The organism is Clostridium sp. OS1-26, assembly GCF_030915445.1.
Taxonomy (GTDB): Bacteria; Bacillota; Clostridia; order Clostridiales; family Clostridiaceae; genus Clostridium_AM.
In genome coordinates this window covers 1,595,264-1,620,574 of the sequence record NZ_CP133264.1, presented here as the reverse complement: position 1 = coordinate 1,620,574, position 25,311 = coordinate 1,595,264, and the positions used below count along the sequence as shown (strand labels likewise).

Below are 25,311 nucleotides of genomic sequence, written 5' to 3'. Positions count from 1 at the left end.
TAAAACTGCTCCATTCTAATATAAGGTATTACTAGTATCCTCTGACTTATTTTCTTCAATTCCCTCTGCATATTTAAGAGCTGTTATTGCAACCTTAATTTGATCATAATCTGGCTCTCTTGTGGTAAGCTTCTGAAGCATTAATCCAGGATAAGCAGTAATTTTCGATACAGCACTATTACTTTTTCCCATCCATTTTATGAGTTCATAAGTCAATCCAGATACTATAGGTAAAAGCAATATTCTATATAATATTCTCTGCCATAAAGAGCTCCAGCCAGTTAAAGAAAATAGTATTATACTTACTATCATAACCAAAAACAAAAAATTTGTACCACATCGAGGATGAAACCTCTCAAACTTCTGTGCATTTTCTGCAGTAAGTTCTACTTCATTTTCATAACAAAATATAGTTTTATGCTCTGCTCCATGATATTGGAAAACTCTATTTATATCCTCCATCTTTCCTATAAGTAAAATGTATAGTAAAAATATTGCCACTCTAATAATTCCCTCTATTATATTTAATCCTACAGTATTGTGAATTCCTATTCTCTTAAATACATTTGCAGCAAATGTAGGGAATATAAAAAACAACATTGTAGCTATTCCTAAAGATATGATAACGGCAATTACCATTAATACATCCTCACTTTTATCTTTAAACACTTTTTCAAACCATTTATCAAATTTTGAAGGTTCACCATCCTCATCTTCAAAAAACGATGCGGAATAGTTTAACGTATTAATACCTATAACTAGTGACTCTATTAGAGAAACAAAACCTCTAATAATAGGAAGACCTAAAAGTTTGTTTCTTTTAGAATATGGTATACTTTCCTTCCTATCTACAACAATCTCGCCATCAGCCTTTCTAACAGCAGTGGCAACTCCGCTGGCCCCTCTCATCATTACACCTTCAATTACAGCTTGACCCCCAACTGAAGTATCTCTCCCCATTAATCCACCTCATTATTTTCTCTATTTTTTCTTATTTTATATGTTTCTCTAAACTCAAAGTAACACTTTGGGCAAAGTGATTCATATTCAATATTATCTTCTTTATCTATAGCAATCTGTTTTCCTTCAAAGATAAACTCTCCGTTTACCTTTCTTCCATTTAACAATGCCTTTTTACCACACTTGCAAATAGTTTTCAATTCTTCTAAACTGTGTGCTAACAATAGTAATCTTTGACTGCCCTCGAATCCATTCATTTGAAAATCAGTTCTAAGTCCATAGCAAATTGTTGGTATATCCATAACTACAGCTATTTTAAATAACTGATCTATTTGTTCTGCTTTAAAAAATTGAGATTCATCCGCTAGTATACAATCTATCTGTCCATTTTTTTCTATCCATTTTTTTGTTTCTTCATAAATATTTTGGCTTTGATCTATAAGCATATCAACTTCCCTTGTTACTCCCAATCTTGAAAGTATTTTGTTCCCACCTTTTGTATCTGTTCTAGGCTTTACAACAACAACCTTCATTTCTCTCTCTTCATAATTGTGTGCAACCTGTAATAAGTTTGTTGACTTTCCACAGTTCATAGCTCCATATCTAAAATATAACTTACTCATTCTTACTACCTCACTATCTGAATTATAAATCAACTGAACAAATACATTTTATCAAACCTTGTACATATATTAAAGGCTTGTTTTTATTAACCTTATTTATTGACTTTAACTTGACCGTTATGTTATAATACAGTAGTTAAAATTGAAGTATATCCTTAAATTCGAAAGAGGTGAAAAACATGAAACAAGGCATACATCCAGAATACCATCATGATGCGGTAGTTAAGTGTGCATGTGGAAACACTTTTACAACAGGTTCTACAGAAAAAGAACTAAAAGTGGAAATATGCTCTAAATGCCATCCATTCTACACAGGAAAACAGAAGCTAATTGACGTTGGTGGTAGAGTAGATAAGTTCATGAAGAAGTTCAACTTAAAATCAGAATAATAAATAAGTTTAAATATTTTTTTATTCATTCTAAAGCTTATTATAAAACCTGTCCTTTGATATCAAAGGACAGGTTTTGTTATTTTTCTCCATTTTTCCTAATGTCTTTTTTAATAACGAAATTAACAAATTCATCGTTATTTTTAGTCTTCGATAGCATACTTATTAGCTGTTCAGTAATATTCTGAGTATTATTTTCATCATACAATACTCTTCTTATATTAAATGCCGCTTCTTTTTCTACTTGGTTCTTAAATAACAGATCATCTCTTCTAGTACCTGACTTATAAACATCTATAGCAGGGAATATTCTTCTTTCTTGAAGTCTTCTGTCTAAGTGCACTTCCATGTTTCCAGTACCCTTAAACTCCTCAAATATCATATCATCCATTCTGCTTCCAGTTTCCACAAGAGCTGTAGCAAGTATAGTAAGGCTTCCTCCTTCTTCTATATTTCTCGCAGCTCCAAAAATTTCTTCGGCATTATTAGTGCTCCTGGATCAAGTCCTCCTGAAAGAGTTCTTCCTGTCGGGGTAATAGTTAGATTATACGCTCTAGAAAGTCTAGTAATACTATCTAAAAGTATAACTACATCCTGTCCCTGCTCTACCATTCTTTTTGCTCTTTCAAGCACCATGTAAGCAACCTTAGTGTGGTGTTCAGGTTCTTCATCAAAAGTTGAGTATATTACCTCACCTTTGATTGATCTCTGCATATCTGTAACTTCTTCTGGTCTTTCATCTATTAAAACAACTATAAGTTTTGTTTCTGGGTGATTTTGAGATATACTTTGAGCTATTTTTTTTAGAAGAGTAGTTTTACCGGCTTTAGGAGGTGCGACTATAATCCCTCTTTGACCTTTACCTATAGGTGATATTATATCCATAAGTCTGGTAGATAAATCTGACTGTATAGTTTCGAGCCTTAATCTTTGTTCTGGATATATAGGGGTAAGCTTCTCAAATGGTTTTCTACCTATTGCTCTTTCTGGATTTTCTCCATTTACTCTTTCTACATAGAGAAGTGCTTTAAATTTTTCACCTTCTTTTGGTGTTCTTACTTTACCTCTTACTTCATCTCCTGTTTTTAAATTAAACCTTCTTATTTGAGATGGAGATACATATATATCTTCTGGTCCTGTTAAGTAATTTTTTCCTCTTAAGAATCCATAGTTATTGCTCTCTATTATTTCAAGCACTCCTATAGCTGTATCCGAATCATTTATCATTTCTTTAAGCTTTTCTCTTTTTCCTCTTCAGATACTTTTCCATCCTCATTTTTTTCATTTTGAACTTTTTCTTCTTCGGATTTCTTTTCTTCAACCCTTACATTTTCAACAGTTTCTTCTTTTTCACTATGTACAGCTTCACTCTTAGGACTTATTTTTTCCCTAAGTATGACTCCATCTTTTTCTATTGAAACTGGAGAAACTTTTTTTATCTCTTCAATTAGCTGAGTCTTTTTATATTTAGATATATTTTTTAAACCTAAGTTCTTAGCTATTTCTTTTAACTCAGCAACGGTCAAGTTATCCATATCTTTGTTTATCAAAAAATAACACCTCGCATTATTTAGTTTTCATAATTATATTTAACCTCTTGGGAATAATCAAAAGATTTTTTCCATTTATTATCCGTAACGATACCAAACACTTAGGTATGCTTAACAGACTTCTATGCTTTAAAATGAAATTATTAGACTACTGATGAAAAACTTCACCCTAAGCAAGAATTTTTTATTTGAAAGGCTATACTGTAAAATAAATTATAACCCTTTTTCATATTTTAATCCACATTTTTATAATATTTTTTTCTTTAAGTATTATTTCAAGATTATATCAATATATTTCTATTTTATCAAATATCATTATTTTTATTAATTAATCGCAAAATAAAAGGACAAAAGCATTCTTTTGTCCTTAGAAATTATATCATAGCATACAATTGCCTATTTATACTATTGTATTTACTGATCCTTTTATTCACCTTATTATAATCTCCGATATAAAACAAAGGTAATCCTAGAATTTCACATCCTCCAACTATTAGTTCTTTTTTTATAAATTCATTTATACTGTATTTATAATTATGATATTTTCCACAATGAGGACATCTAACTTTAAAGGAAATTATCTTATTACAGTTTTTTATTTCTAAAGAGGTGAAATTTTCACTAATTTTATTTGTTTCGAAGATAGAAAATGTCTCTAGGTCGTAGAATCCTTGAAAATTTTTAAGAGCAATACTTATATCAGTATTAAACAACATATTATTCACCCCTCCTATAGAATTAAACTTAATATATTTATAATTCTATAAATATTATTAAAATCCTTCATAAATCTCTTCATTTAATACATTATAAAATTATTTTTTTCGACAAAATAAATTCTGGTATATATGAATTATTATAATAATTCATATATACCAGAATAACTAAAATCCTAATCTTCCTTATTTAAGGATGCTTTTATAAAATCTCTAAATAACGGATGTGGTCTATTTGGTCTTGATTTTAACTCAGGATGAAATTGAACTGCCACAAACCATGGATGGTCTTTTAACTCAACTATTTCTACTAACCTAGAATCTGGACTAGTTCCTGATAAAATAAGTCCAGATTCAGTTAATGCTTTTCTATATTCATTATTGAACTCATATCTATGTCTATGTCTTTCATATATAATCTCTTCACCATAAGCTGCAAAGGCATTTGTATCTTTTCTGAGCTTACATGGATATAAACCTAATCTCATAGTACCGCCTTTTTCATCTACATCTTTTTGATCAGGCATTAAGTCAATTACTGGATGTTCTGTGTCTGGTAGTATTTCTGAGCTATGAGCATCGGAATATCCTAATACATTTCTTGCAAATTCTATTACTACACACTGCATTCCTAGACATATTCCAAGAAAAGGAACCTTGTTTTGTCTCGCCCACTTTATAGCTTCAATTTTTCCTTCTACCCCTCTATCTCCAAATCCACCTGGAACTAAAATTCCATCTACATCCTTCAGATATTCAGCTGCGTTTTCTTTAGTAATGTCTACAGCGTTTATCCATTTTATATTTATGTTGGCATCATTTGCATAACCACCATGATTTAACGATTCTACTACTGATATATATGCATCATGTAATTCAACGTATTTCCCTACAAGTGCAATAGTTACACTTCTTGATAAGCTTTTTATGTTATTTACCATGTTAGACCATTCAGTATTATCTATTTCTTTGCATGGTAAACTTAACTTTTCGCAAACCAGAGTGTCCAATCCTTCTTTATGAAGCATCAATGGAACTTCATATAGGTTTTCTGCATCCAAGTTTTGAATTACAGAATTTCCATCTACATTACAAAATAATCCTATTTTCTCTTTTAAATCATCTGGAATAGATTTCTCGGAACGGCATACTATTATATCTGGTTGAATTCCTATACCTCTTAGCTCTTTTACTGAATGTTGAGTAGGCTTTGTTTTAAGCTCTCCTGATTTTCCTAGATAAGGCACAAGAGTTACATGTATAAAGCATACATTCTCTCTACCAACTTCATACTTTATCTGTCTTATAGATTCTAAAAATGGCAGGGATTCTATATCACCAATTGTCCCACCTATTTCAGTTATAACTATATCAACATCTCTTTCTTTGGCTACTCTGTAAACTCTTGATTTGATTTCATTAGTAATGTGAGGAATTACTTGAACGGTGCCACCTAAGTAATCTCCTTTTCTTTCTTTTGTTATTACAGACCAGTATACCTTTCCTGTAGTAACATTACTGTTTTTACTCAAATTTTCATCTATAAATCTTTCATAATGACCTAAATCTAAGTCAGTTTCTGCTCCGTCATCTGTTACAAAAACTTCACCATGTTGATATGGACTCATAGTTCCTGGATCTATATTTATATATGGATCAAACTTTTGAATCGATACCTTCAGTCCTCTATTTTTTAAAAGCCTTCCTAGTGAAGCCGCTGTTATTCCTTTTCCTAATGAGGATACTACTCCTCCAGTAACAAATATATATTTTGTACTCATAAGTTTCCTGCTATATTAAGCAGAGTTCACCCCCGTTTTCTATAATAGTATAAAAATTTATATTGAAAATATAACAATTGCATATTGACAAAGTATTAATTGAATTGTATAATAAAAATTACCTCATAAGTTAGAGTGGGATATTATGTTCTAAAACATATTTAATATATTAGCATACTTTTTTTTAAGATGCTACTGTTTTTTGTTTTTTTTGTCGAAAAAATATTATTTTACCCTTTCGATAATGTCTTCCGCTTCAAAATACATATCTCTTATTTTTCTATTAAGTAAAAGTTTTTCTTCTGCTTTTCTGAAATTTAATCCTATATTGTTTTTATTTACGGAAGGGAAGTCTTTTTGCAGCATTCCTATATCATCACAACCATATTTCCTAATAAGGAGAAAAAATAGGTATCTGCATTCCCTATCCTTTAAAATTTTAAATAATTCTTCTCTACTTAAACCTTTATATTTACATAAAAGCTCTAGTATTCTTTCATATTTTTCTTCTTTATCAATAAAATATTTACTCACAACAAGCACTTCCTTCTATCCACAATGTTGATAAGTTAATGGGGATATCTCTTTCTAAATTTTAAACAATAACTCAATAAAATATACACATAAATAAAGACACAGACAATAAATTTATCATTTGATATCCGTTTTCCCACCTTTAAATTAGGGAAAACAGATATCAAATATTTTCTTTATTCCTGTGCCTTTATATTTATTTTTAGCTGTGTATTTTGAGGTGTCTGACCGCTCACGCTTAAGTTATAATTTACTTTTATATCTCCACCTTTTTCACCAACATCCACACTCAAGGTCTTAGTTTCTATTTTTAATTCCAATGTCCCATAAGGCGTATTATACATGGATACGCTTTTAGCTTTTTTGTCAAATTCCATTTTAGCGCTTGTACTTCCTATTCTTATAATAGAAAATTTGTCGTTAGATATTTTTAATGTAGTTGTGGTTCCTTCCATTCCTGATATCTCAGTTTCCTTATATACGGCATAGTATGATCCATCTTTTTCATAAAAATCACCAGGAGTAACTACTTCTATAACATCATTTTCATCACTTTTTTGTTTGCTTGATACAGAGATAATAGCCTTTTTTTTCATAACTCTCCTCCTCGTCTGACACAAAATATTCGTCGCATCTTTGATTTGTTATTTTCTTTCAGATGCCTTAGATAATAAATCTTGATATCTCATCGTCCGTAGCTGCTTTAACTTCTATAAACTTATCCATAGGATTTTTAAAATATCCATATTTGATTTTTATTTTATCCTCATCTTTTCCTTTACAATATCTAGCTGTTACTTTAGCTGCAAATTCTATATCTTCTTCTGTAGGTTTTCCAATTATTATTATCATAGAACCTTTAAATGTATCTGCTAAAAATATTACATCCTTTGTACTTAAGTAATTTTTTATTTCCTTCGTTTCCTCACCAGTTCTTGTTGATATAATTTTAGCATCCTGTGAAACTCTAAAATGTCTTCCAAATCTTAATAACTCTAGATCCTTTTCATCAGGCATATTCTTATACTTTAATAGTTCCTTTAATCTTTTAGCGTAGTTAGGTTCTGTAAGCTTACACCCTCCTGCTGGAGAAGGATAATCTTTAATATTCCACTTCTCGGCTAATTCCATTTGAACTTTTCTGGTTCTTCCTGATATATCCATAAGTTTTTCTCTATCTACTAATCCCTCTAACTCCATCTTAGTAGGATTAAGATTTTTGGCACATAAGGGCCTTAAAATCTTATCACTGAATCCTGATTCCTTTTTTACTATGTCCAATGAAATTCTGTTTTGCGACATAGGTCTCTGATTCAATACTTCTCCAGTAATTATAAAATCCGCTTTATACTTCTCCAAAAGTTTTCCAGTATAATTTAACATCATAGCATGGCAGTCAATACAAGGATTTATGTTTTTGCCATAACCATGCTTAGGATTTTTGACTAAATCAAAATGCTTTTCAGAAAAATCAACTACCTCTAGTGGAATTCCTACTTGTTTTGTCATTTTAATAGCATTACCCGGCCCAAAAAAGTAAGATTTAAAACATATACCTATAACCTCTATGCCTTGATCTTTAATAAGTTTTGCCGCTAATATACTATCTAATCCACCAGAAACCATTGCAAGTGCTCTTGTCATTATTATCACCTTTCTCAAATCAAAATTAAATTTTTATATACGGACTATAAAAAATACATTAAGAGTCCACTATAAACTAAAACTTCTAAATAATAGTTTAGTTAATTTTCATTAGTTTATCAACAAGTATTCTTATAATGAAGTAATTTAGGTATCTAAAATAAAACAACAAGTCAAATATACTAGCGTACTGACTAGTTTTTTTCAAGATACCTTAAAAAGCTAAAATAAAAACTTTCGCCAAAAAATGCGAAAGTTTTTATCTCAAACTACATTGTAAGCTGTCCGTTAGGGGTATTTATAATTTGCAATATTCTTTGTTCATATCCAGTTTGAGCGTCTATATATACTTTATAGTTATCTCCCTTATAATTTCCAGAAAACTCATAGCATAAAATTTCTTTATTAGTCTCTGTAGGAATTAATGCAAGTCTTACATTTGTAATATTGAGCTTTTTCCCTACTCTTTGCTTTGCTTGCTCAGCAGTTACTTTTGGAGACGGTATACTCCTATTTTCTTGATGTGCTACAAGATATTTTTCAGATTCAATACCCACTATACTTCCGTCATCTAGTGCAATTTTTAGTTTTAACTGATCAGGATAAACTATAACATTTTGCTGCATATACACATAATTTATTACTGCAACATCTCCATAGTTCAGAGTATATGTAGGCACCATATTGCTATATCCTATATTTTTTAGATAATTTGATCCAATAACAGTAGCCTTAGAAGCATCAATATTTGCCTTTCCAACCGCTCTATCATTAATTAAATATAACACTTTTCCGCCCTTTTTAGTTATTTCACATACTACTCTTTCATTTTTATTTTTTCTGCCTTTCATCGCCACAGAAAACCTATATACATCTACTCTTCTTCCTGTACCCTGAACAGTTAATGTCTGTAGTGTTTCAATTTTATCTTTTCCAATTATATTTCTAACAACATCCTCTGCTTGACTTTGAGTCACCTCTTTCTGGGAGTTAATTCTAGGATTAATTTGCAGTGAATTATCAGAAAAAGGTCCGTCATAAATTAGTGCTGGGTATTGAGCTACTTGCTTTTGTATAGACCCAAACTTATCAGCTAGCATTTCTCCTTTGTTTCCACTAGCAAATACGCCAGTAATTTTCTTTCTTATTTCTCCCCATTTTACTTTTCCTTCATTTATATCAGATGATACCTTTTTTAGTTCTTGCTCTAATGTAAAAGATTGACTTTTCAATTTATCTATAGCAGCATAATCAGCATCACTTAACTGTTTTCCTTCTGATGACGATCTTTCAAGAGTATAACAAAAATCACCTACCTGAGATAAAAACTTACTAGTATCACCTATAACTTCTTGAGCCACGGGAAGAGAATGTATTTTATCATTTGCCATAGATGCATATCTAAATATTTCAGAAAATACAGCCATTTCCTGTTCTCTAGATCCCACTATGGTCGATTTACCCAAATTTACTCTTATGTTTTGTACAGAATCTATTAAATCATACATACTTTTGCTGTATTCTGCTTGCAAATAGTTTCTATAGTCAGTTCTTTCAAGGGTCATAAGGATTGCAAAGGTGCTTGAAAAAACTACTATTAAAGTTACTATAGCAGTATATATCATTCTTTTCTTGGCTATTTTCATAATAACTCCTCCTAGCTTTTATGTATAATATAATTGCGTTATATCTGAATTTGTCATATTGTATTGAGAAATTTATATTTCATATTATCTGTATTTAGCTAATTGTTATTCATATTATACAAATTTGTTTAAAAAACCTAATAATAATTTGCAAATATTGTTGGTATATGAGTATACTATTAAGGGAAACTTAATAAATATAAATTTTTTCTTAATTGTTTTTTAAATTAGTTTATTATTGCTCATACATCATTTATAATGTTATTACATACTTAACCAGAAGGTGATTAGATGAAAGTATTAATTCTTTCGGTTTCTGCTGGTGGTGGTCATGGTCATGCAGCAGGTGCTATAAAAGATTATATAAAATTAAATGATTCATCATCAGACGTAAAAATTGTTGATACATTAAAATATATAAACCCAATAATAGATAAGGTAGTAATAGGGAGTTATTTAAAAACCATAAAAATAACTCCTTCACTTTATGGCAAACTATATTCTCATTCTGAAGAAGATTATGGGTTAGCTACTACCATAAGTTCAAAGTTTATTGAAATTATGGCATACAAACTGCTGCCTTTATTAGATGAGTATAATCCTGATGTTTTAATATGTACTCATTCATTTTCAACAGAAATGGTATCTGTAATGAAAAGCAAATATAAAGTAGTTATTCCAGCTATTTCAGTAATTACAGATTACTATTCTCATAGTTCTTGGCTTCATTCTCATATAGATGCATATGTTGTTTCTAATTGCGATATGGTTGAGGATATAGTTAATAAAGGCATTTCTAGAAATGCTATACACGATTTGGGTATACCTGTTAAACCTTGTTTTATTGAAAAATATGATAAGAGTGATACATTAAAAGAGCTAGATCTCGCTGAAGATAAAACTACTATTCTTATTATGGGTGGAAGCTTAGGAATGGGAAAAATTACAGATTTATATGAAAAATTGGTTACTATTAAAAAGGATATCCAAATAATTGTGATAACAGGTAATAATAAAAAATTATATCAAGACCTTACAAGATTAAAAGAATTTTCACCAAAAGAAACACGAATTATAGGTTTTACTAACAAGGTTAACAAGTATATGCAAGCTTGTGATCTACTTTTAACCAAACCTGGTGGACTTACCATAACAGAAGCCTTGATATGTGAAATTCCTTTGGGACTCTTTTCTCCTATTCCAGGTCAGGAGGAGAAAAATGCGCAATTTCTTCTAAAACACAATTTAGCAGTTAACCTTACAGATATAAACAACTGTAATGAGATAATTGAGGATTTATTAGATTCTCATGAAAAATTAGAATTAATGAAGGAAAATTGCAAAAAATTTTCTAAGCCCTGCTCTGGAAATGATATTTATAAACTAATGAGACTACTTATAGAAAATAACAATATAAATAACAATGTAAAGATTTCCGAGAAAATTTTTGAAAAGGATAGTCCTAGCAAAACATTTCTTAAATCTGTAGAGAAATATTTTATGAAAACAGCCAGCAAATTATTTTGTTGGTAATTTAAAAATCCAGCTTTTATCGGGCTGGATTTTTCTTATCTTTTAGTAATTCTAATATTTTAAATTTTATCTTTATGCCATTCTCTTTTGTTTTATCTGTTTTGTTATTTACTACTTCATACTCTTCTGGAGTCAACACCATTTTCATCTCAGCTTCCGTTTCTTTATAGGAAACCTCACCTTTCGTGATATCAACAAAACATAGAGGAGGGAACATTACGCACCACCAATTTTGACCTTTACCCTCACCTATAATTATCCTGTAAGCCTCATATTTGCCTTGTGGTAATGTAATATTTCCATATGTTTTTATAGGGAAATTTTCATTAGATAAAGTAGTTATTACAGAGTAACTATATCCATTATCTTTTATGGTCTTATTTGCTATAGCTATTATTTGTTTATCATTTTCTCTAATAATTTTTCTTGATTCTTCTATACTTTTTGATTTCTTTAGCTTAGGTTGAATGTATTCTAAAACTTTATCTCTTACTTTTAATTTTAAAGCTTGGTCACTTTTTGAATCGCTGTTAGCGATTACATGAAATCTTATAATCTTAGATGCTATATCCTGCTGTACCGGCTCACTCTTAACTTGTATTTTATTTGAATTTAAAGTGAATATAGCTAAAATACAGACAATAATTATTAAAATCTTCTTCATTTTAACATCCCCCATTACCTTCTTAATTCCTATTCATATTATAGACAAGTATTATAGTTATATTCACTTTAAAAAAATTATTATTTAACTACACCTATTCTTCTTACATTACTATTAACAACTACGTTGATGGTTGCACTGCTATATACCTCAGACCAATTATTTTTAATTTGTTTCCATAGTGATGGGTGATACTTCTCAACATATTCTCTTATTCCTATAGGATCAACTCCAAATTCTCTTTGAGTAATTTGAACCACCTGACTACATTCCTGTTTTACAGAATTATTTAGGTTTTGTTGTAATGATTCAAGCATATTTTTGGAGAATAGTTCACCACCAACATAATAATCTTTTAACTCACCCTCAATATCTAAAGAAATACTAAATGTAAGTTTCCCTTGTTGATTATCCATTGATATCTTTCTTTCTACACCATCAATTACAATATCTATAGGGTGGCCATTCTTATATATTGTTTTTCTTCCACCTTTTAACTTTCCTCTTAGCATCTCTAAGTTTGCTGTTTCTATAGCGGATAAATCTCCCTTGTATTTATAGTCTTTAATTATTGATACCCCTGATATTCCCAATTCATTTTTATCCTTTTCTATAGTCATACGAGGAAGCATTGCATTTCCATTTTCACTTAATAAAACTAAAAATTCATTTAAAGTTACTGGTAATATTGAAGTACTTCTAGTAGTATTTTCTATAAGGCCGCTTATATAATTCTCAATATTCTTTTCCATTGTAGGTTTATGTTTTATATACTCTTCTGCTTTTCCATCAGATATTACAACATACATATTTCTATTTAAAGAAGGTTCTCTTTGAAGGTAATCTACAATTTCTTTTAGAATTTCAGGATATGTTGTTAAATCTTTACTCAACACTAAAAGTTTTATATGACTAAAGCTTATATTTCTACTGCTTTTTAATGTCGCTTTATCCACTGCATTCTGCATTGAATAAGCGTCAGTATTTATATACATATCCTTTGCTGTTCCACCTTTATCTGGTCCTAGCTGGCTTATATCTGGAGCACCGAAGGTTACTTTTAACTTTTTTAGGTCCATACCCGTAAATGGTTCGTCGGGACTTAAGCTTTTCAATTCTTTTTCCTTGCCAGCCTGCTCACCTACATCAATGCCTATAATTGATGTAAGACTCCTTCTATCTATTTCAACTTTGTCCCAGCACCCACTTAATAAAATACATGATAATATAATAACTATAACTTTTTTATATTTCATACTCTAACATTCACCCTCCTTTAAGTCTTTTTTGAGGGTTTTCTAATAAAAAGTAACAAAGGAAGTATAACCAAGCTAAAAATTGCTAAATAAGGTAATACACTGTTGCTAATGTCATAAACTTCAGCTATGTTCTCAGGATATAAAGCTATTGCATATATAAAAGGTATTATTAAAGCTGATGAAAGCTTTATATCATGTAACTTAAACATATCTTTAAGTACATCTGCAGACAAATAATATGAGTTTATGAAAGTAGTAAAATAAAATATTACCCATAATGCCATTACTACTCCTTCCCATCTTTCTATAAAAGCTCCAGGTATATCTATAGATTTTATTAAAGTGATAGTAGGCCACAGTAGAATTTTTGTTTGCTCTTTAGCAAAGACAGCTAAACAAAATATCACTATAACAGCATAAAATATCGTTATAAACATAATACTTTTCATAGCAATTTTAGGTATAGACTTTTTATTCTTCATAAATGGGAGCATCAAATAAACTATTTCAATTCCCCCAAAGCTATAGACAGTTGTACTTAACGCTTTCACATATTCATGTGGGGTGTTATTAAGTATCGGAAAAATATTAGTAAAATCTGTTCTATTTAAAGTAAGTAAAAGTACAAAAATAATAGGAATAAACATTATCCAAAAAGAAAACTCATTAAATTTTACTAAGTTTCCTACTTCTCCTCTTATTATGTATATACCAGCAAGTATTGTAACTAAAATCAAAAATTCTGTGGGAGTCTTTTGAAGTAAATACATCTTTATTACTTCTATAAAAACTCTCATACCTATAGATACAGCAAAAATATTATATGCAATAAAAATCAATGCTAATATAGAACCTATTAGCCTTCCAAAGTTAGACCTCAGAATATAATATAACTTACCATAATTATTGTTTTTGATTGCCTTTATGGCAATCAAAATTAATAAATAGCTTATGGCTCCACTAACTAATGTTATAATCCAGCCATCAGTACCAGCATTTGCTGTCACATCTCTAGGGAAGGAAAAAACGCCTACCCCTATAACAGTTACTACAATAGTTGCAAACAAGCCATAAGGTGTAATAAATTCTTTATCATTCATAAAAGATATACCACCTCTACTTCTGTCTTACTTTATCTCCTGTATCCATAAATTCAGGTCTTTTTTGTGAAATCTAATAGGGAATCTTATAAATGTATCTTTAAAATCATCAATATCTGGATTGACCATTGGCGCTAAATAAGGTATATTAAAGCTCTTTAATCTTACTAAGTGTATTAATATAAGAATTATTCCAAGCATAATTCCGTAAAGCCCTATCACTGCAGCAAATATTATTAATATAAACCTTAATATTCTAAAAGCAGATGCCATTTCATAGTTAGGGGTTGTAAAATTTGTAATAGCTGTTACAGAAACTATAATTATCATTATAGGACTTACAATTCCGGCTGTTACTGCAGCCTGACCTATTATAAGTCCTCCTACTATTCCTACTGTAGATCCAATAGCTTTAGGAAGCCTAGCTGTTGATTCAATTAAAAATGCAAGGCTAAATTCCATAATTAATGCTTCTACAAAAGCTGGGAACGGCACTCCTTCCCTTGATGCAGCAATAAAGTATGCTAATTTTGTGGGAATTATAGCAGGATGAAAGGAAGTAACAGCAACATAAAGAGCCGGAAGCATTAATGCTGCAAAAATAGAGAAAAATCTTACAAATCTTATAATAGACCCATATATCCATCTCTGATAATAATCATCAGGTGATTGAAACATTGCCGCCATTGTAGTTGGTGCAATAAGAGCGAATGGTGAGTTATCTACAAGTATGGCAATTCTTCCTTCATACAAAGCTGCTGCAACCACATCTGGTCTCTCTGTACTTTGTACTTGCGGAAAAAAAGACCACTTATTATCTTCTATAAGTTGTTCTACATATCCGCTATCCAAAATGGCATCTATATGTATTTTTTCTAATCTACTAAGAAGCTCTTCAAGAACCTTTTTATTTACAATGTCATCAATGTACATAATAGCTAAATCACTCTTAGATCTTACCCCTAAAGTCTTAGATTCTACTTTAAGCCTTGTATCTTTTATTCTTCTTCTCACTAAAGCAGTATTAAACCTTATTGTTTCTGTAAAGCCATCTCTACCACCTCTAATTACTGTTTCACCTGATGGCTCCGACACTCCTCTCGCAGGCCATAAACGAGATGCAATAACATAACCTACTTCAAGACCATCAATAAACATCAATGTGTCTCCAGAAAGCATTGCATTTACACCTTCACTAAACTTTTTTACTTCTCTCATATCCGAAACGGTGAGTATTTTATCTTTTATTTTTTCTACTTCTGCTATATCTGACCCTATTACCATTAGAGTTTCTAATACATAATCATCTAGTAAGTTCTTATCTGCCATTCCATCTATATATATTAATGCAGCTTTGAGCTTTCCTATGTAAAATTCTCTGAATACTATATCTGAATTGTTTTTCAATAAATTCTTGGCATAAGATAGATTTTCTTGAGCTTTTAGAGATATTTTATCTCTTATTTCTTCTTTCAAAAATCACCACTTCCTTTTATCATATTAAAATATGTTATTAAACACTTTATGCAATATACATTGTCACTAAATACAGCATAATTCCAATTATCATGATACTTATTCCTATAGATTTTGCTTTTCTAGCAGTGTCCTTCATATTCCATTTCAAAAATTTTTTGAATCTATAATTAATATGAATCCTTGTATAATCATAAGTGCTAAAAAATACTTATCATACAAACTTAATACTCTCACAAAATTCACTCCTAATACTTTTGGTAACCTTAAATTATTTTTAGCTTCTAAAAAGATATTTATGCATTGTAAGGAAATATAAAAAAGATGAAACTAAGTTATACAAAGCTTAGTTCCATCTTCTCAATATTTGCCTTATTATTTTCTTTTAGATGCTTTAAATTGTTCTTGTTATAAAAACTTCCTTATACTTCTTTTTAATCTTATCATAACAAATCTGTGCTTTTAGAATATCATCGAAGAATGCAAATACTGTAGGGCCGCTGCCACTCATAAGCGCACCCATTGCTCCCATATCTAGAAGTTCCTTTTTAATATTCTTTATTATCGTATGTTTTCTTAAAGTAACATTTTCTAAGACATTCTTCATATTTTTACTTACTCTAAATAAATTTTCTTCTTCCATACTTTTTATTAGAAGTTCAGTATCTGGGTGCTTATTTATTTTACTAATATCTAAATTTTTATATACTTCTTTAGTTGATACACCAAAAGATGGTTTAACCACTATTAATATATGATTTTTAAAGGCGGCAAGCTTAGTTATCTTTTCCCCTATGCCTTCACAAAGAGCAGTTCCCCCTACTATACAATAAGGAACATCTGCGCCTATCTTTAATCCTAATTTCATAAGCTCATCATCTGATATCTCTGGCTTATATAAGTTTCTCATAGCTTTTAATACAGCTGCTGCATCTGTGCTGCCACCTGCAAGCCCTGCCGCTACAGGTATATTCTTTTTAAGATATATTTCTACTCCACCATCTATATCATAGGTATTTATAAAAAGATCTGCTGCTTTATAAGCTAAATTTCTTTCATCAGTTGGTACGTATACTTTATTACAGGTTATCTTTATACCATTATCGTATTTTTTAATATTTATATGATCATATAAATCTATAGTTTGCATTATCATTTTTAAAAGATGATATCCGTCTTCTCTTTTTCCTACAACATCTAAGGATATATTAATCTTTGCATAAGCTTTTATTAACATCTTAGCCCTCCAGGAATCTATTTAATGATACTAAATAGTATAATACAACCTTAAAATTAAAGCTATACTTTTAAGATTTAAAATCTTAAAAGTATAGCTTCAATTTTAAAACTCTTATACCATTACTGCTGATTGCTCTTTATCTATTTGAGCATTGATTTTTTTCCTAACTAATTGCACTAATGGCTCTAGGTCTTCAAAGAATATTATAATTAGATCTCCAGGCCTGGAGGTATCAATGGCTTTTTCTAGTGCTTCTACTTCATCCAATATCACTTCTACCCTTTTTTTATCAAATTCGGATTCTATAACTCCTTTTTCAAGGATGGATGCAATCTCTCCTACTTTTCTGCCTCTTCTATCTTTATCTTCTTTTATATATATATAATCAAGGTTTTCTCCTGCTATTTTACCTAGCTCTTTTACGCTGCTATCAGTTCTATCTCCTGGTACGCCTATTATTCCCACAAGTCTATTGTGATTTATATTTTTAGCGCCCTTTAAAACAGCTTTATAGCCTTCTATATTATGACCATAATCTAGAACAACTAATGCTCCATTTATTTTATACATATTAAATCTTCCCGGATTGAATTCTTCATCACCATAAAAACTTGTTATTCCTTCTCTTATAGCAGAGCAACTTATATTTAATCCAATGAGTGCTGCACAAGAAGCCATAGCATTTTCTATATTATAAATCAACCTTCCTCCTATGGTAATTTTTATATCTGTAACTTTTACCAAAGGTGTTAGCTCATCGCTTTTTTCAACGTATATAACACCCTCATGAGTATATACTCCATATCCTCCTTTTCTTATATTGCTTCTAAGTACGGAGTTATATTTATCTTTAGAAAACATAATAATATTACTTTTTGTTCTTTTTATAATACTTACACTAACAGGATCATCAGCATTTAATACAACATATCCTTCATCTTTTACAGCTTCTCCAACTAAAGCCTTCACATAAGCCATATCATCCATTGTATCTATATCATCTAGTCCTAAATGGTCTTCAGTTATATTGGTGATAACTCCTACATCTGCCATATCGTAAGCTAAGCCTTTTCTAATAATACCACCTCTTGCTGTTTCTAAAACTGCAGCATCAACTTCCTTATTCATTAATACTGATTTAGCACTATAATATCCTGTAGTATCTCCTTTATGAATACATTTATTGTTTATATATATTCCACCAGTTGTAGTCATTCCTACATTGTATCCAGCTTTAGTTAATACATGACCAATTAATCTTGTAGTCGTAGTTTTTCCATTGGTTCCAGTAATAGATACTACAGGTATAGGTTTAGGAGTATCTTTAAATAACATATCTACTATTGCACCAGCAACATTTCTACTCTTTCCTTCACTAGGGTAATGGTGCATTCTTATACCTGGTGCAGCATTTATCTCTATTATTGCGCCATCTTTTGTAATTGGCTTACTTATATCTGAACAGCATACATCTATGCCACATACGTCAAGACCCACTGCTTTAGCTGCTCTTTCACATATATTAATATTTTCATCGCAAATTATATCTGTACAATCTATTGCCTTGCCACCTGTAGATAAGTTTGCGTTTTCCCTAAGTAAAATCTTTTCTCCTTCGGCCAAAATAGAACTTAAATCATACCCATTTTTACCAATATACGCATTAAGCTCATCATTGATCTTAATTTTTGTCAAAGGTTTTTCGTGGCCTTCTCCTCGCCTATTATCTTGGTTTATTACATTTATAAGTTCTTTTATGCTGCTTAAACCATCTCCAACTATATATGGAGGTATTCTTTCAGCCACAGCTACAACTTTGCCATCAACTACACAAACTCTATAATCTCTACCAACTATATTTTTTTCAACAATTATATCGCTATAATCTTTTGATAATATGTTGTAAGCACTAAGAGCTTCTTTTTCGTTCTTTATATTAACAAAAACACCTTTTCCCTGGTTGCCACATCTAGGCTTTATAACTATAGGATATCCTATTTTATCAGCTTTGAATAATAATTCTAAACTATTCCTTACTATATACCCATCTGCAACCGGTAAACACTGATTGTAAAGTATTTCTTTAGTTAATAATTTATCGCAGGCTATATCTACAGAAATAGCTTTAGTATTGTGCGAAATCGTTGCCTCAACAAGTTTACTATGCTTTCCATAACCTAATTGAAGCATACTTCCTTCGCTTATTCTCATCACAGGTATTTTTCTCTTTTTCACTTCCTCTAATATTGCACTAGTACTAGGACCTAGTTCTTCAGCCCTAAGTATAGTTCGCAGCGATTCCATCGCAGCAGTAAAATTATACGATTTTTTATTTATGAGGCTGTTTATAAATTCTACTGCTATTTTACCAGCTTCCACGCCTGTATTCCTATGACCGTATTCATATATAATATAATATTTATTTCCCTTAATCTCTCTAGACTTTCCATAAGCCGCATCTATTCCTAGAATGTTTTGAATTGCAATGATTATGTGCTCACATACATGAGCAAGATAAGTACCTTCTCTAAGCCTTTTTGGAAACCATAGTCTTCATCTATACCACACCTATGTTCAAATAACTGAGGTATGCTCTTTAGTAAGTTTTCATTAAAACCATCTATATCCTTAGTTGGAATATCCCTATATCCCTCTAAATCTACACACATCTTTATACATTTTCTATGAGAGTATATATTTCTTCCTTCAAAAACTCTAACTTCATAAATCTTCATCTTTGTGTATATTGTCCTCCTCTTTCCTAGCTACGACTCTCTACATTTTTATAGCTTAATTGTTCTCCGTTATATGGTATTTTATTATTCAAATCAAATTTATCTCCATCTTTTAATACGTGCAATTTTACATTAAAAATAGATAGTATTTCGTCTTGATATTGCTCTGATACATTACTGTAATTTATATTACTTCCATCTATTATATACACTGCACCAGACCCTATTACTTTTAATTCGCCTTCTTCATTTACAACTATAGCAGTATCCTCATCTATTCCAATTCCTAAACTTTGAGGGTTCTCAGCTATTCCGACTAGTAATCTTCCAATTCTTCCTCTTTGAGCAAAATGCTGATCTATTATTACGCCTTTAATCAGCCCTAATCCTGGTGCCATTTTTAATGTGCACTTTTTAGGCGATTCTTCGTCTGGTCCTGTTACTACCATAGTGTCACTCATAACAGATGCTCCTGCAGACGTTCCAACAAAAATACATCCTTTCTCATAAACATCCTTCATACCTAAATATAAGGGAGTTCCTCCTATTAAGCTTGTTATTCTCAGTTGGTCTCCCCCTGTAAAGAAAACTAAGGATGCCTCTTCTATCATTTGAATATTACTTGAATCATAAGCATCTTTTCTTTCTCTTATGTTCAATATTTTAATATTTTGGACTCCAAGATTTTCAAATATACTTTTATATTCATTTCCTAATTCCTCTGGGAGCTGTGATGCAATCGTTGCTACAACAAGCACATCTTCTTCTTTGTTAAGCTTGCCGCATACTTCTTTAAGTATGCTCTTTTCACCTTTTTTATCTTCTGCTCCTCCGATTATTATTAAATTACCTTGTAACTTTTCTTCCAAGACAATACACCCCTTCTTGTAGATATTTTATATTTTTTCCACATTTAAAATAGTTATACATAAATAAAACTTCAGTAGACTTACTACTGAAGTTAATAATAATTTTTATTATATTTTCCTTTAATTCAAACTAAATTATTGATCTACCAGGGATAATTAACTTATCGCCAACCTTTATGACCTCTGGGTTTTCCATACTATTCAACTTAACTAAATCATCCATAGTTGTATAATATTTTTTAGCTATTTTCCATAAAGTGTCTCCGTGTTGAACTACATATATTGTCATGCTTGCCTTCTTTTTGGAAGTTCTCCATCTACCGGAACCATATCTACTAAAAATTCCTTATGTGTAACATAATTTACTCTGCCATATACGTCTACTACAGCCTTTATTGCTATAGTATTTGCCTCTATTGATGCATCGATATTCTCTAAGCAAGCCTTAGCTATGCATTGCATATCAATTTTACATCCTGGTATTTCTACAGTACAGCTAAATGGCAACTCTTCATTAACGGTGTGCACGTATTTTTCTTCATCAAAAGTTTTATATAACACCTCTGTATTTAGTACTCCATCAACAATAATCTTATCTTCCACTAGCTTTTTATCTGTTATACAAACCTCCCCACAGCACATTATTATTTTAGATGCTCTTGGTCTATCTTCTAATTCAATGCTTGATTTAACTATACTTTGGTTAGTTGAATGTCCATGCATTACGTTTAATTCATAATCCTTTTTATCCATTTTCATAAGTATTGAAGGTGAGTATGCATCTTCTATAATATCAATCTCTTCCTTATACATAACTTTAGTATTAGATTTAACTAAAGCCTCTATATCAACAATTCTATTTTCTCCTAGATCGTCTTCTTTAATATCATACTCTATAGCATCTACCTTAAATTCTGTATAATTATCCATTATTGGATTTACTCCATCAAGATTTATCTCTTTGCTTATTGGTACATTGTCTTCTACATAAATTATATCTCTAGTATCTTTTCCTCTATACAATAATGTTATTAGAGCATTAGCATCTATTAATGCTTTGCCTTCCATAATCTTAACATCTTTTTTGTTAACCCTAACCTCACATTTTAATATAGTTCCTATTTGTGGATTTTCCATAGGAATCTGCATGTGACTTTTGGCTATTAGGTCACCTGAAACAGTTCCTATTATTTTATCTACAGTGGCAGGATTTTTAAGCATTTGAACATCCTGTGAGCCTGTTACGTCTTTTATTACTTCAAATTCATAATTTTTGTATATCTCGGATTTTAATTTTATAATACCTTCAACAGCTATCTTTCTTTCATTGACAATGCCACATTCCATATGTTCAATATAGCAGCCTGAATCACTTAGCATTCTATGCTCTGCTCCAGGGATTTCTACATAGTTTGAAAACTTTCCTGTATAGTTTGTACTATGAACTCCTGAACTGTCTTCCTCTCTTGCTAGATAAAGTACAGTATATTCTATTTGTCCTTCTACAAATACCTTATCCTGCATAACTTCAGTATTTGTAATAAACGGCTTAACATCAAGTAATAATATTTCACCAACATCCGGATGCGTATCAGGTATTACGTATTCACCTTTCACTACAGTATCACTAAAATTTTCACCAAGCAATTGTTCACACTCTATATTTTCTTTAACCATCTCTATAGCCATATGATATATCCCTCCCATTAAACCTACTATTTATTTATACAAACATTGATAAAGAAATATGATAAAATTTCATATATTTTTATAATAAGTAATAGGTTAAAGGAATTTTTTTTACTACAATATTCATCATTTTTTGGGGTATTTTTTACGTTTCCTACGCTAATAAGCATTATATATATTGACATTTGCTGAATTTTGGCGTAATATTAGAAATGGTTGTTGACCATATAACCTCTCATAAATTCTCAATACCCTTTTATACCATAGTTGAAAGATGGAAACCCACCATCTTTCTTTTTGTTTGAAATTGTCTTGTTGTTTTAAGATAAAAAAAATCGGTACTATGAGTTAGTACCGATTCTATACAGCAAAAACCAGTTGAACTGTTTTGGTTAAAACATCTGAATAACTATAAGTCACTTTCCTTTGGGTGTCGCTTTCTAATCTAATCACAAATATGCTAGGGTAGGCTTTCTCTATAACTCCACTATTTACGAAAACCTTTCTTCTTCCTCCATTGGCTTTTAATGTTACCCTGTCGCCAACATGTTCTTCAATATTTTTCCTTATTGAAGCCAATACATTTGCTTTTTCCATACTAAACACCCTCTTTCCACATTGTATATTATATATCTCAATGTATATAATGTCAAATAAACTATTTATTTTATCAGTTAACAATCTGTTTTGTCAATATTAATTTTTTGTAAACACTCTCAAATATTTAAATTTTCACTACCTTAAGTATTGTTCCCTCAAGTTTATTCATATATACACTATATTTTAAAATCAAAAAATTTATATATAATGTGACTTAGGAAATCCCTCTCTATATTTTCCTCTCGTTTGAAGTCCGCCGATACCTTTAGTACCAGTTATAGTGTTTTCTAAAGCATTTTGGATAGAAACTACTTTTTCTATATTGGTGTATGCAATTCTTTCACACAAAAATACTGGATCTAAGCAATGTATCAGTATTCTATTAGGTGAACTGGCAAAATTTGCACCTGCATCTAAAATAGCTTCATAGCAAGATTGGCATGCACCTGCAAAAATCACTAAATCATCATAACTTGATTCATAGTTTCTTAACTCCATTACAGATTCTACAAAATATTTTGAGTTTTTATAGTTGCTTAAATCAGTATAATTTCTAGTACCTTTAGCTATAGAGTCATGTCCTGTAATTACAACAATATCAGGCTTTACTTGTTTTACTAGCTCCAATATAGCCTTAGGCTGCTCCTTTTCTGCTATATTTTTCCCAACTACATCTAGCATTAATTGTTTATACACTTTTAAGCATACATCTAGATATTCAGAATCTCCATCTACATGAAGAATCTTGCCTGGTCTTCCAAATGCAAGTTCATTAGTTGGGTTCGGTTTTACTACTCTGACTTCACTGCGAAAGCCTCCTCTACTTAATAGAATATTTCTAATTGAACCATTAACCTTTCTGCTAAATGTTTTTTCTCGTTCAGTTGAGGAATTCTCTGAAACTAATTCCAAATCATCTTCTGGTGAATCTGCGATAATTCTTAAATCTATTCCCTTTAGCGAGTATATTATGTCCTCATTTACCTCTTTAATATCTATAATCTTAAATGTAATATCCTTTCCATAAGACTTTCTTACTACTATATCTCCTATCTTCATAATAACATCTCCAAAATATAAAATTCTATTATATATAATATGTTTTATTAAACTTTAAGTGAATAATAAAAATAAACACATAAACATAAAAGTCTAAGACTTCTTGTCTATGTGTTTACATTAGCTTAACACTACTATTCTTTTTGATCGTAAACCATTTTAAAATTATCCATAAATTTGGTATATATCTCTTGCTCAGAAATCAAATCCTCCAATTTATTGTTAAAGGTATTTGAAGGCCAATTTACTTCATTATAATAATACCTATTAGAAAGCCTCCAAAAACGTTGAGGAAATAGTAAAAATGCGAATAATACTCTATATTCCTCTTCTTTTAGTGGACTAACATCATTGTAAGAATCAATAATTAATTGTGCATGTTCAATATCCCAATTCACTCTTTTTAAAACTTTAATCATAAATGCAGATATATCATAGCTTCTTATCTCTCGTTTACAATAGTCAAAGTCTATCACGTTAACATTATCCTCTTTATCTATTATTATATTATGATATGTGAAATCGTGATGACAGAAACCTTTTTCTTCCTCTGTAATTCTGCATAAATCCATATACATTGAACTTTCCAGCACATTTATAGCCCTTTTACCTAAATCTTTATAGAATTGAACTGTCTTTGTGTAATTTAAATCAAAACTACCTTTACTTCCTTTTTTTCTTCCCATATCCCTCATCTTATCGAGAGATCTTACTCTTTTTTCCATAAGGCTGGGCCATCTTCCTAAGTCAGTTTTTAACTTGCTATTTTCTGGTGGTTCATATCCTTTAGATGCTATATGCATGTAGGCTAGACTTTTAGCAGCTTTAACCAGATCATCTTTGCTTTTAAAGTCACACTCTCTTCCCTCTATCCATCCAGAAAGAGTATAAATATCTTCATTTACAAGGGCGTAAGGGTTACCTTCAGTGTTAACACAATATCTATCTACCCTTGGGAATCCATTCTTCATTAGGTGCTCTTTTGCTCCATATACAAATAGGAGTTTTTGTGTTCCATAATTTATCTTTTTTAAACATTTTAATCCTTTATCTGTTTTTAAAAGGTATACTCCTTTATTTGGTTTGATGTTTTCAATTTTAATATCAAATTGTCTTTCTATTTCAAATTCTCTCATCATGTTAATCACCCCTATATAATTTATATGAATAATACATTTAATTTAGAAGAGTATTAACACTTTTGAGATAACATTAATATAATAAATTATAGCAAATTCGAAAGG

Annotated in this window: 18 protein-coding genes and 4 pseudogenes; 2 read left to right on the top strand and 20 right to left on the bottom strand. The window is 30.5% G+C overall.

Annotation, left to right across the window (positions count from 1 at the left end):
* Positions 1 to 15: 15 nt before the first annotated feature.
* Positions 16 to 960 carry a DUF1385 domain-containing protein gene (locus tag RCG18_RS08125; protein WP_308040804.1) on the bottom strand — a complete coding sequence of 315 codons (945 nt, stop codon included), beginning with the start codon at positions 958 to 960 and terminating at the stop codon, positions 16 to 18.
* Complete coding sequence (locus RCG18_RS08120; protein WP_308040803.1) at positions 960 to 1,583, bottom strand: thymidine kinase; 624 nt, start codon at positions 1,581 to 1,583, stop codon at positions 960 to 962. The genes RCG18_RS08125 and RCG18_RS08120 overlap by 1 nt, the downstream gene beginning before the upstream one ends.
* 179 nt (positions 1,584 to 1,762) lie before the next feature.
* Between RCG18_RS08120 and rpmE the strand changes: the two genes are divergently transcribed.
* Positions 1,763 to 1,972 (top strand): 50S ribosomal protein L31, encoded by a 210-nt coding sequence (rpmE, locus tag RCG18_RS08115; RefSeq protein WP_308040802.1) that lies wholly within the window; start codon positions 1,763 to 1,765, stop codon positions 1,970 to 1,972.
* 79 nt (positions 1,973 to 2,051) lie between these two features.
* On the opposite strand, the pseudogene rho reads toward rpmE, so the two are convergent.
* From rho to ypeB, 7 genes and pseudogenes are all read right to left on the bottom strand, one after another.
* A pseudogene (rho, locus tag RCG18_RS08110) lies at positions 2,052 to 3,522 on the bottom strand (transcription termination factor Rho).
* 374 nt (positions 3,523 to 3,896) lie between these two features.
* Positions 3,897 to 4,238 carry a hypothetical protein gene (locus RCG18_RS08105; RefSeq protein WP_308040801.1) on the bottom strand — a complete coding sequence of 114 codons (342 nt, stop codon included), beginning with the start codon at positions 4,236 to 4,238 and terminating at the stop codon, positions 3,897 to 3,899.
* A gap of 176 nt (positions 4,239 to 4,414) precedes the next feature.
* Entirely contained in the window at positions 4,415 to 6,019 is a 1,605-nt protein-coding gene (locus tag RCG18_RS08100) for a CTP synthase (RefSeq protein WP_308040800.1), read from the bottom strand.
* A gap of 225 nt (positions 6,020 to 6,244) precedes the next feature.
* Entirely contained in the window at positions 6,245 to 6,553 is a 309-nt protein-coding gene (locus RCG18_RS08095; protein ID WP_308040799.1) for a ribose-5-phosphate isomerase, read from the bottom strand.
* A gap of 176 nt (positions 6,554 to 6,729) precedes the next feature.
* On the bottom strand, positions 6,730 to 7,149 hold the full coding sequence (locus RCG18_RS08090; protein ID WP_308040798.1) for a DUF1934 domain-containing protein: 420 nt from the start codon (positions 7,147 to 7,149) through the stop codon (positions 6,730 to 6,732).
* Positions 7,150 to 7,216: 67 nt separating this feature from the next.
* Positions 7,217 to 8,197 (bottom strand): tRNA 4-thiouridine(8) synthase ThiI, encoded by a 981-nt coding sequence (locus RCG18_RS08085; RefSeq protein ID WP_308040797.1) that lies wholly within the window; start codon positions 8,195 to 8,197, stop codon positions 7,217 to 7,219.
* A gap of 269 nt (positions 8,198 to 8,466) precedes the next feature.
* Positions 8,467 to 9,843, bottom strand: coding sequence for a germination protein YpeB (ypeB, locus tag RCG18_RS08080; RefSeq protein ID WP_308040795.1), 1,377 nt, complete (start codon positions 9,841 to 9,843; stop codon positions 8,467 to 8,469).
* A gap of 291 nt (positions 9,844 to 10,134) precedes the next feature.
* Here ypeB and RCG18_RS08075 point away from each other — a divergent pair, with 291 nt between their 5' ends.
* Positions 10,135 to 11,376, top strand: a complete 1,242-nt coding sequence (locus tag RCG18_RS08075; protein ID WP_308040793.1) for a glycosyltransferase — start codon at positions 10,135 to 10,137, stop codon at positions 11,374 to 11,376.
* Positions 11,377 to 11,392: 16 nt separating this feature from the next.
* Here the strand turns inward: RCG18_RS08075 and spoIIR are convergent, their stop codons facing one another.
* From spoIIR to RCG18_RS08020, 11 genes and pseudogenes are all read right to left on the bottom strand, one after another.
* The gene (gene spoIIR / locus RCG18_RS08070) at positions 11,393 to 12,040 is read right to left on the bottom strand and encodes a stage II sporulation protein R (protein WP_308040792.1); all 648 of its coding nucleotides are present in this window, start codon (positions 12,038 to 12,040) and stop codon (positions 11,393 to 11,395) included.
* An 80-nt stretch (positions 12,041 to 12,120) separates the two neighbouring features.
* Entirely contained in the window at positions 12,121 to 13,296 is a 1,176-nt protein-coding gene (locus RCG18_RS08065) for a Ger(x)C family spore germination protein (RefSeq protein WP_308040791.1), read from the bottom strand.
* Between the two features lie 20 nt (positions 13,297 to 13,316).
* Positions 13,317 to 14,399, bottom strand: a complete 1,083-nt coding sequence (locus RCG18_RS08060; protein ID WP_308040790.1) for an endospore germination permease — start codon at positions 14,397 to 14,399, stop codon at positions 13,317 to 13,319.
* A gap of 16 nt (positions 14,400 to 14,415) precedes the next feature.
* Positions 14,416 to 15,875: pseudogene (locus RCG18_RS08055) on the bottom strand (spore germination protein).
* A 394-nt stretch (positions 15,876 to 16,269) separates the two neighbouring features.
* Positions 16,270 to 17,112: a 4-(cytidine 5'-diphospho)-2-C-methyl-D-erythritol kinase gene (gene ispE, locus RCG18_RS08050; protein WP_308040789.1), complete on the bottom strand. Its 843-nt coding sequence runs from the start codon at positions 17,110 to 17,112 to the stop codon at positions 16,270 to 16,272.
* Positions 17,113 to 17,226: 114 nt separating this feature from the next.
* A pseudogene (gene cphA, locus RCG18_RS08045) lies at positions 17,227 to 19,850 on the bottom strand (cyanophycin synthetase).
* 26 nt (positions 19,851 to 19,876) lie between these two features.
* Positions 19,877 to 20,719, bottom strand: a complete 843-nt coding sequence (locus tag RCG18_RS08040; protein WP_308040788.1) for a cyanophycinase — start codon at positions 20,717 to 20,719, stop codon at positions 19,877 to 19,879.
* 130 nt (positions 20,720 to 20,849) lie between these two features.
* A pseudogene (locus RCG18_RS08035) lies at positions 20,850 to 22,408 on the bottom strand (SPOCS domain-containing protein).
* A 360-nt stretch (positions 22,409 to 22,768) separates the two neighbouring features.
* Positions 22,769 to 23,005 (bottom strand): Veg family protein, encoded by a 237-nt coding sequence (locus RCG18_RS08030; protein ID WP_308040787.1) that lies wholly within the window; start codon positions 23,003 to 23,005, stop codon positions 22,769 to 22,771.
* A 201-nt stretch (positions 23,006 to 23,206) separates the two neighbouring features.
* Complete coding sequence (yabG, locus tag RCG18_RS08025; RefSeq protein ID WP_308040786.1) at positions 23,207 to 24,067, bottom strand: sporulation peptidase YabG; 861 nt, start codon at positions 24,065 to 24,067, stop codon at positions 23,207 to 23,209.
* Positions 24,068 to 24,201: 134 nt separating this feature from the next.
* Positions 24,202 to 25,206 carry a CotS family spore coat protein gene (locus tag RCG18_RS08020; RefSeq protein WP_308040785.1) on the bottom strand — a complete coding sequence of 335 codons (1,005 nt, stop codon included), beginning with the start codon at positions 25,204 to 25,206 and terminating at the stop codon, positions 24,202 to 24,204.
* Positions 25,207 to 25,311: the final 105 nt, after the last annotated feature.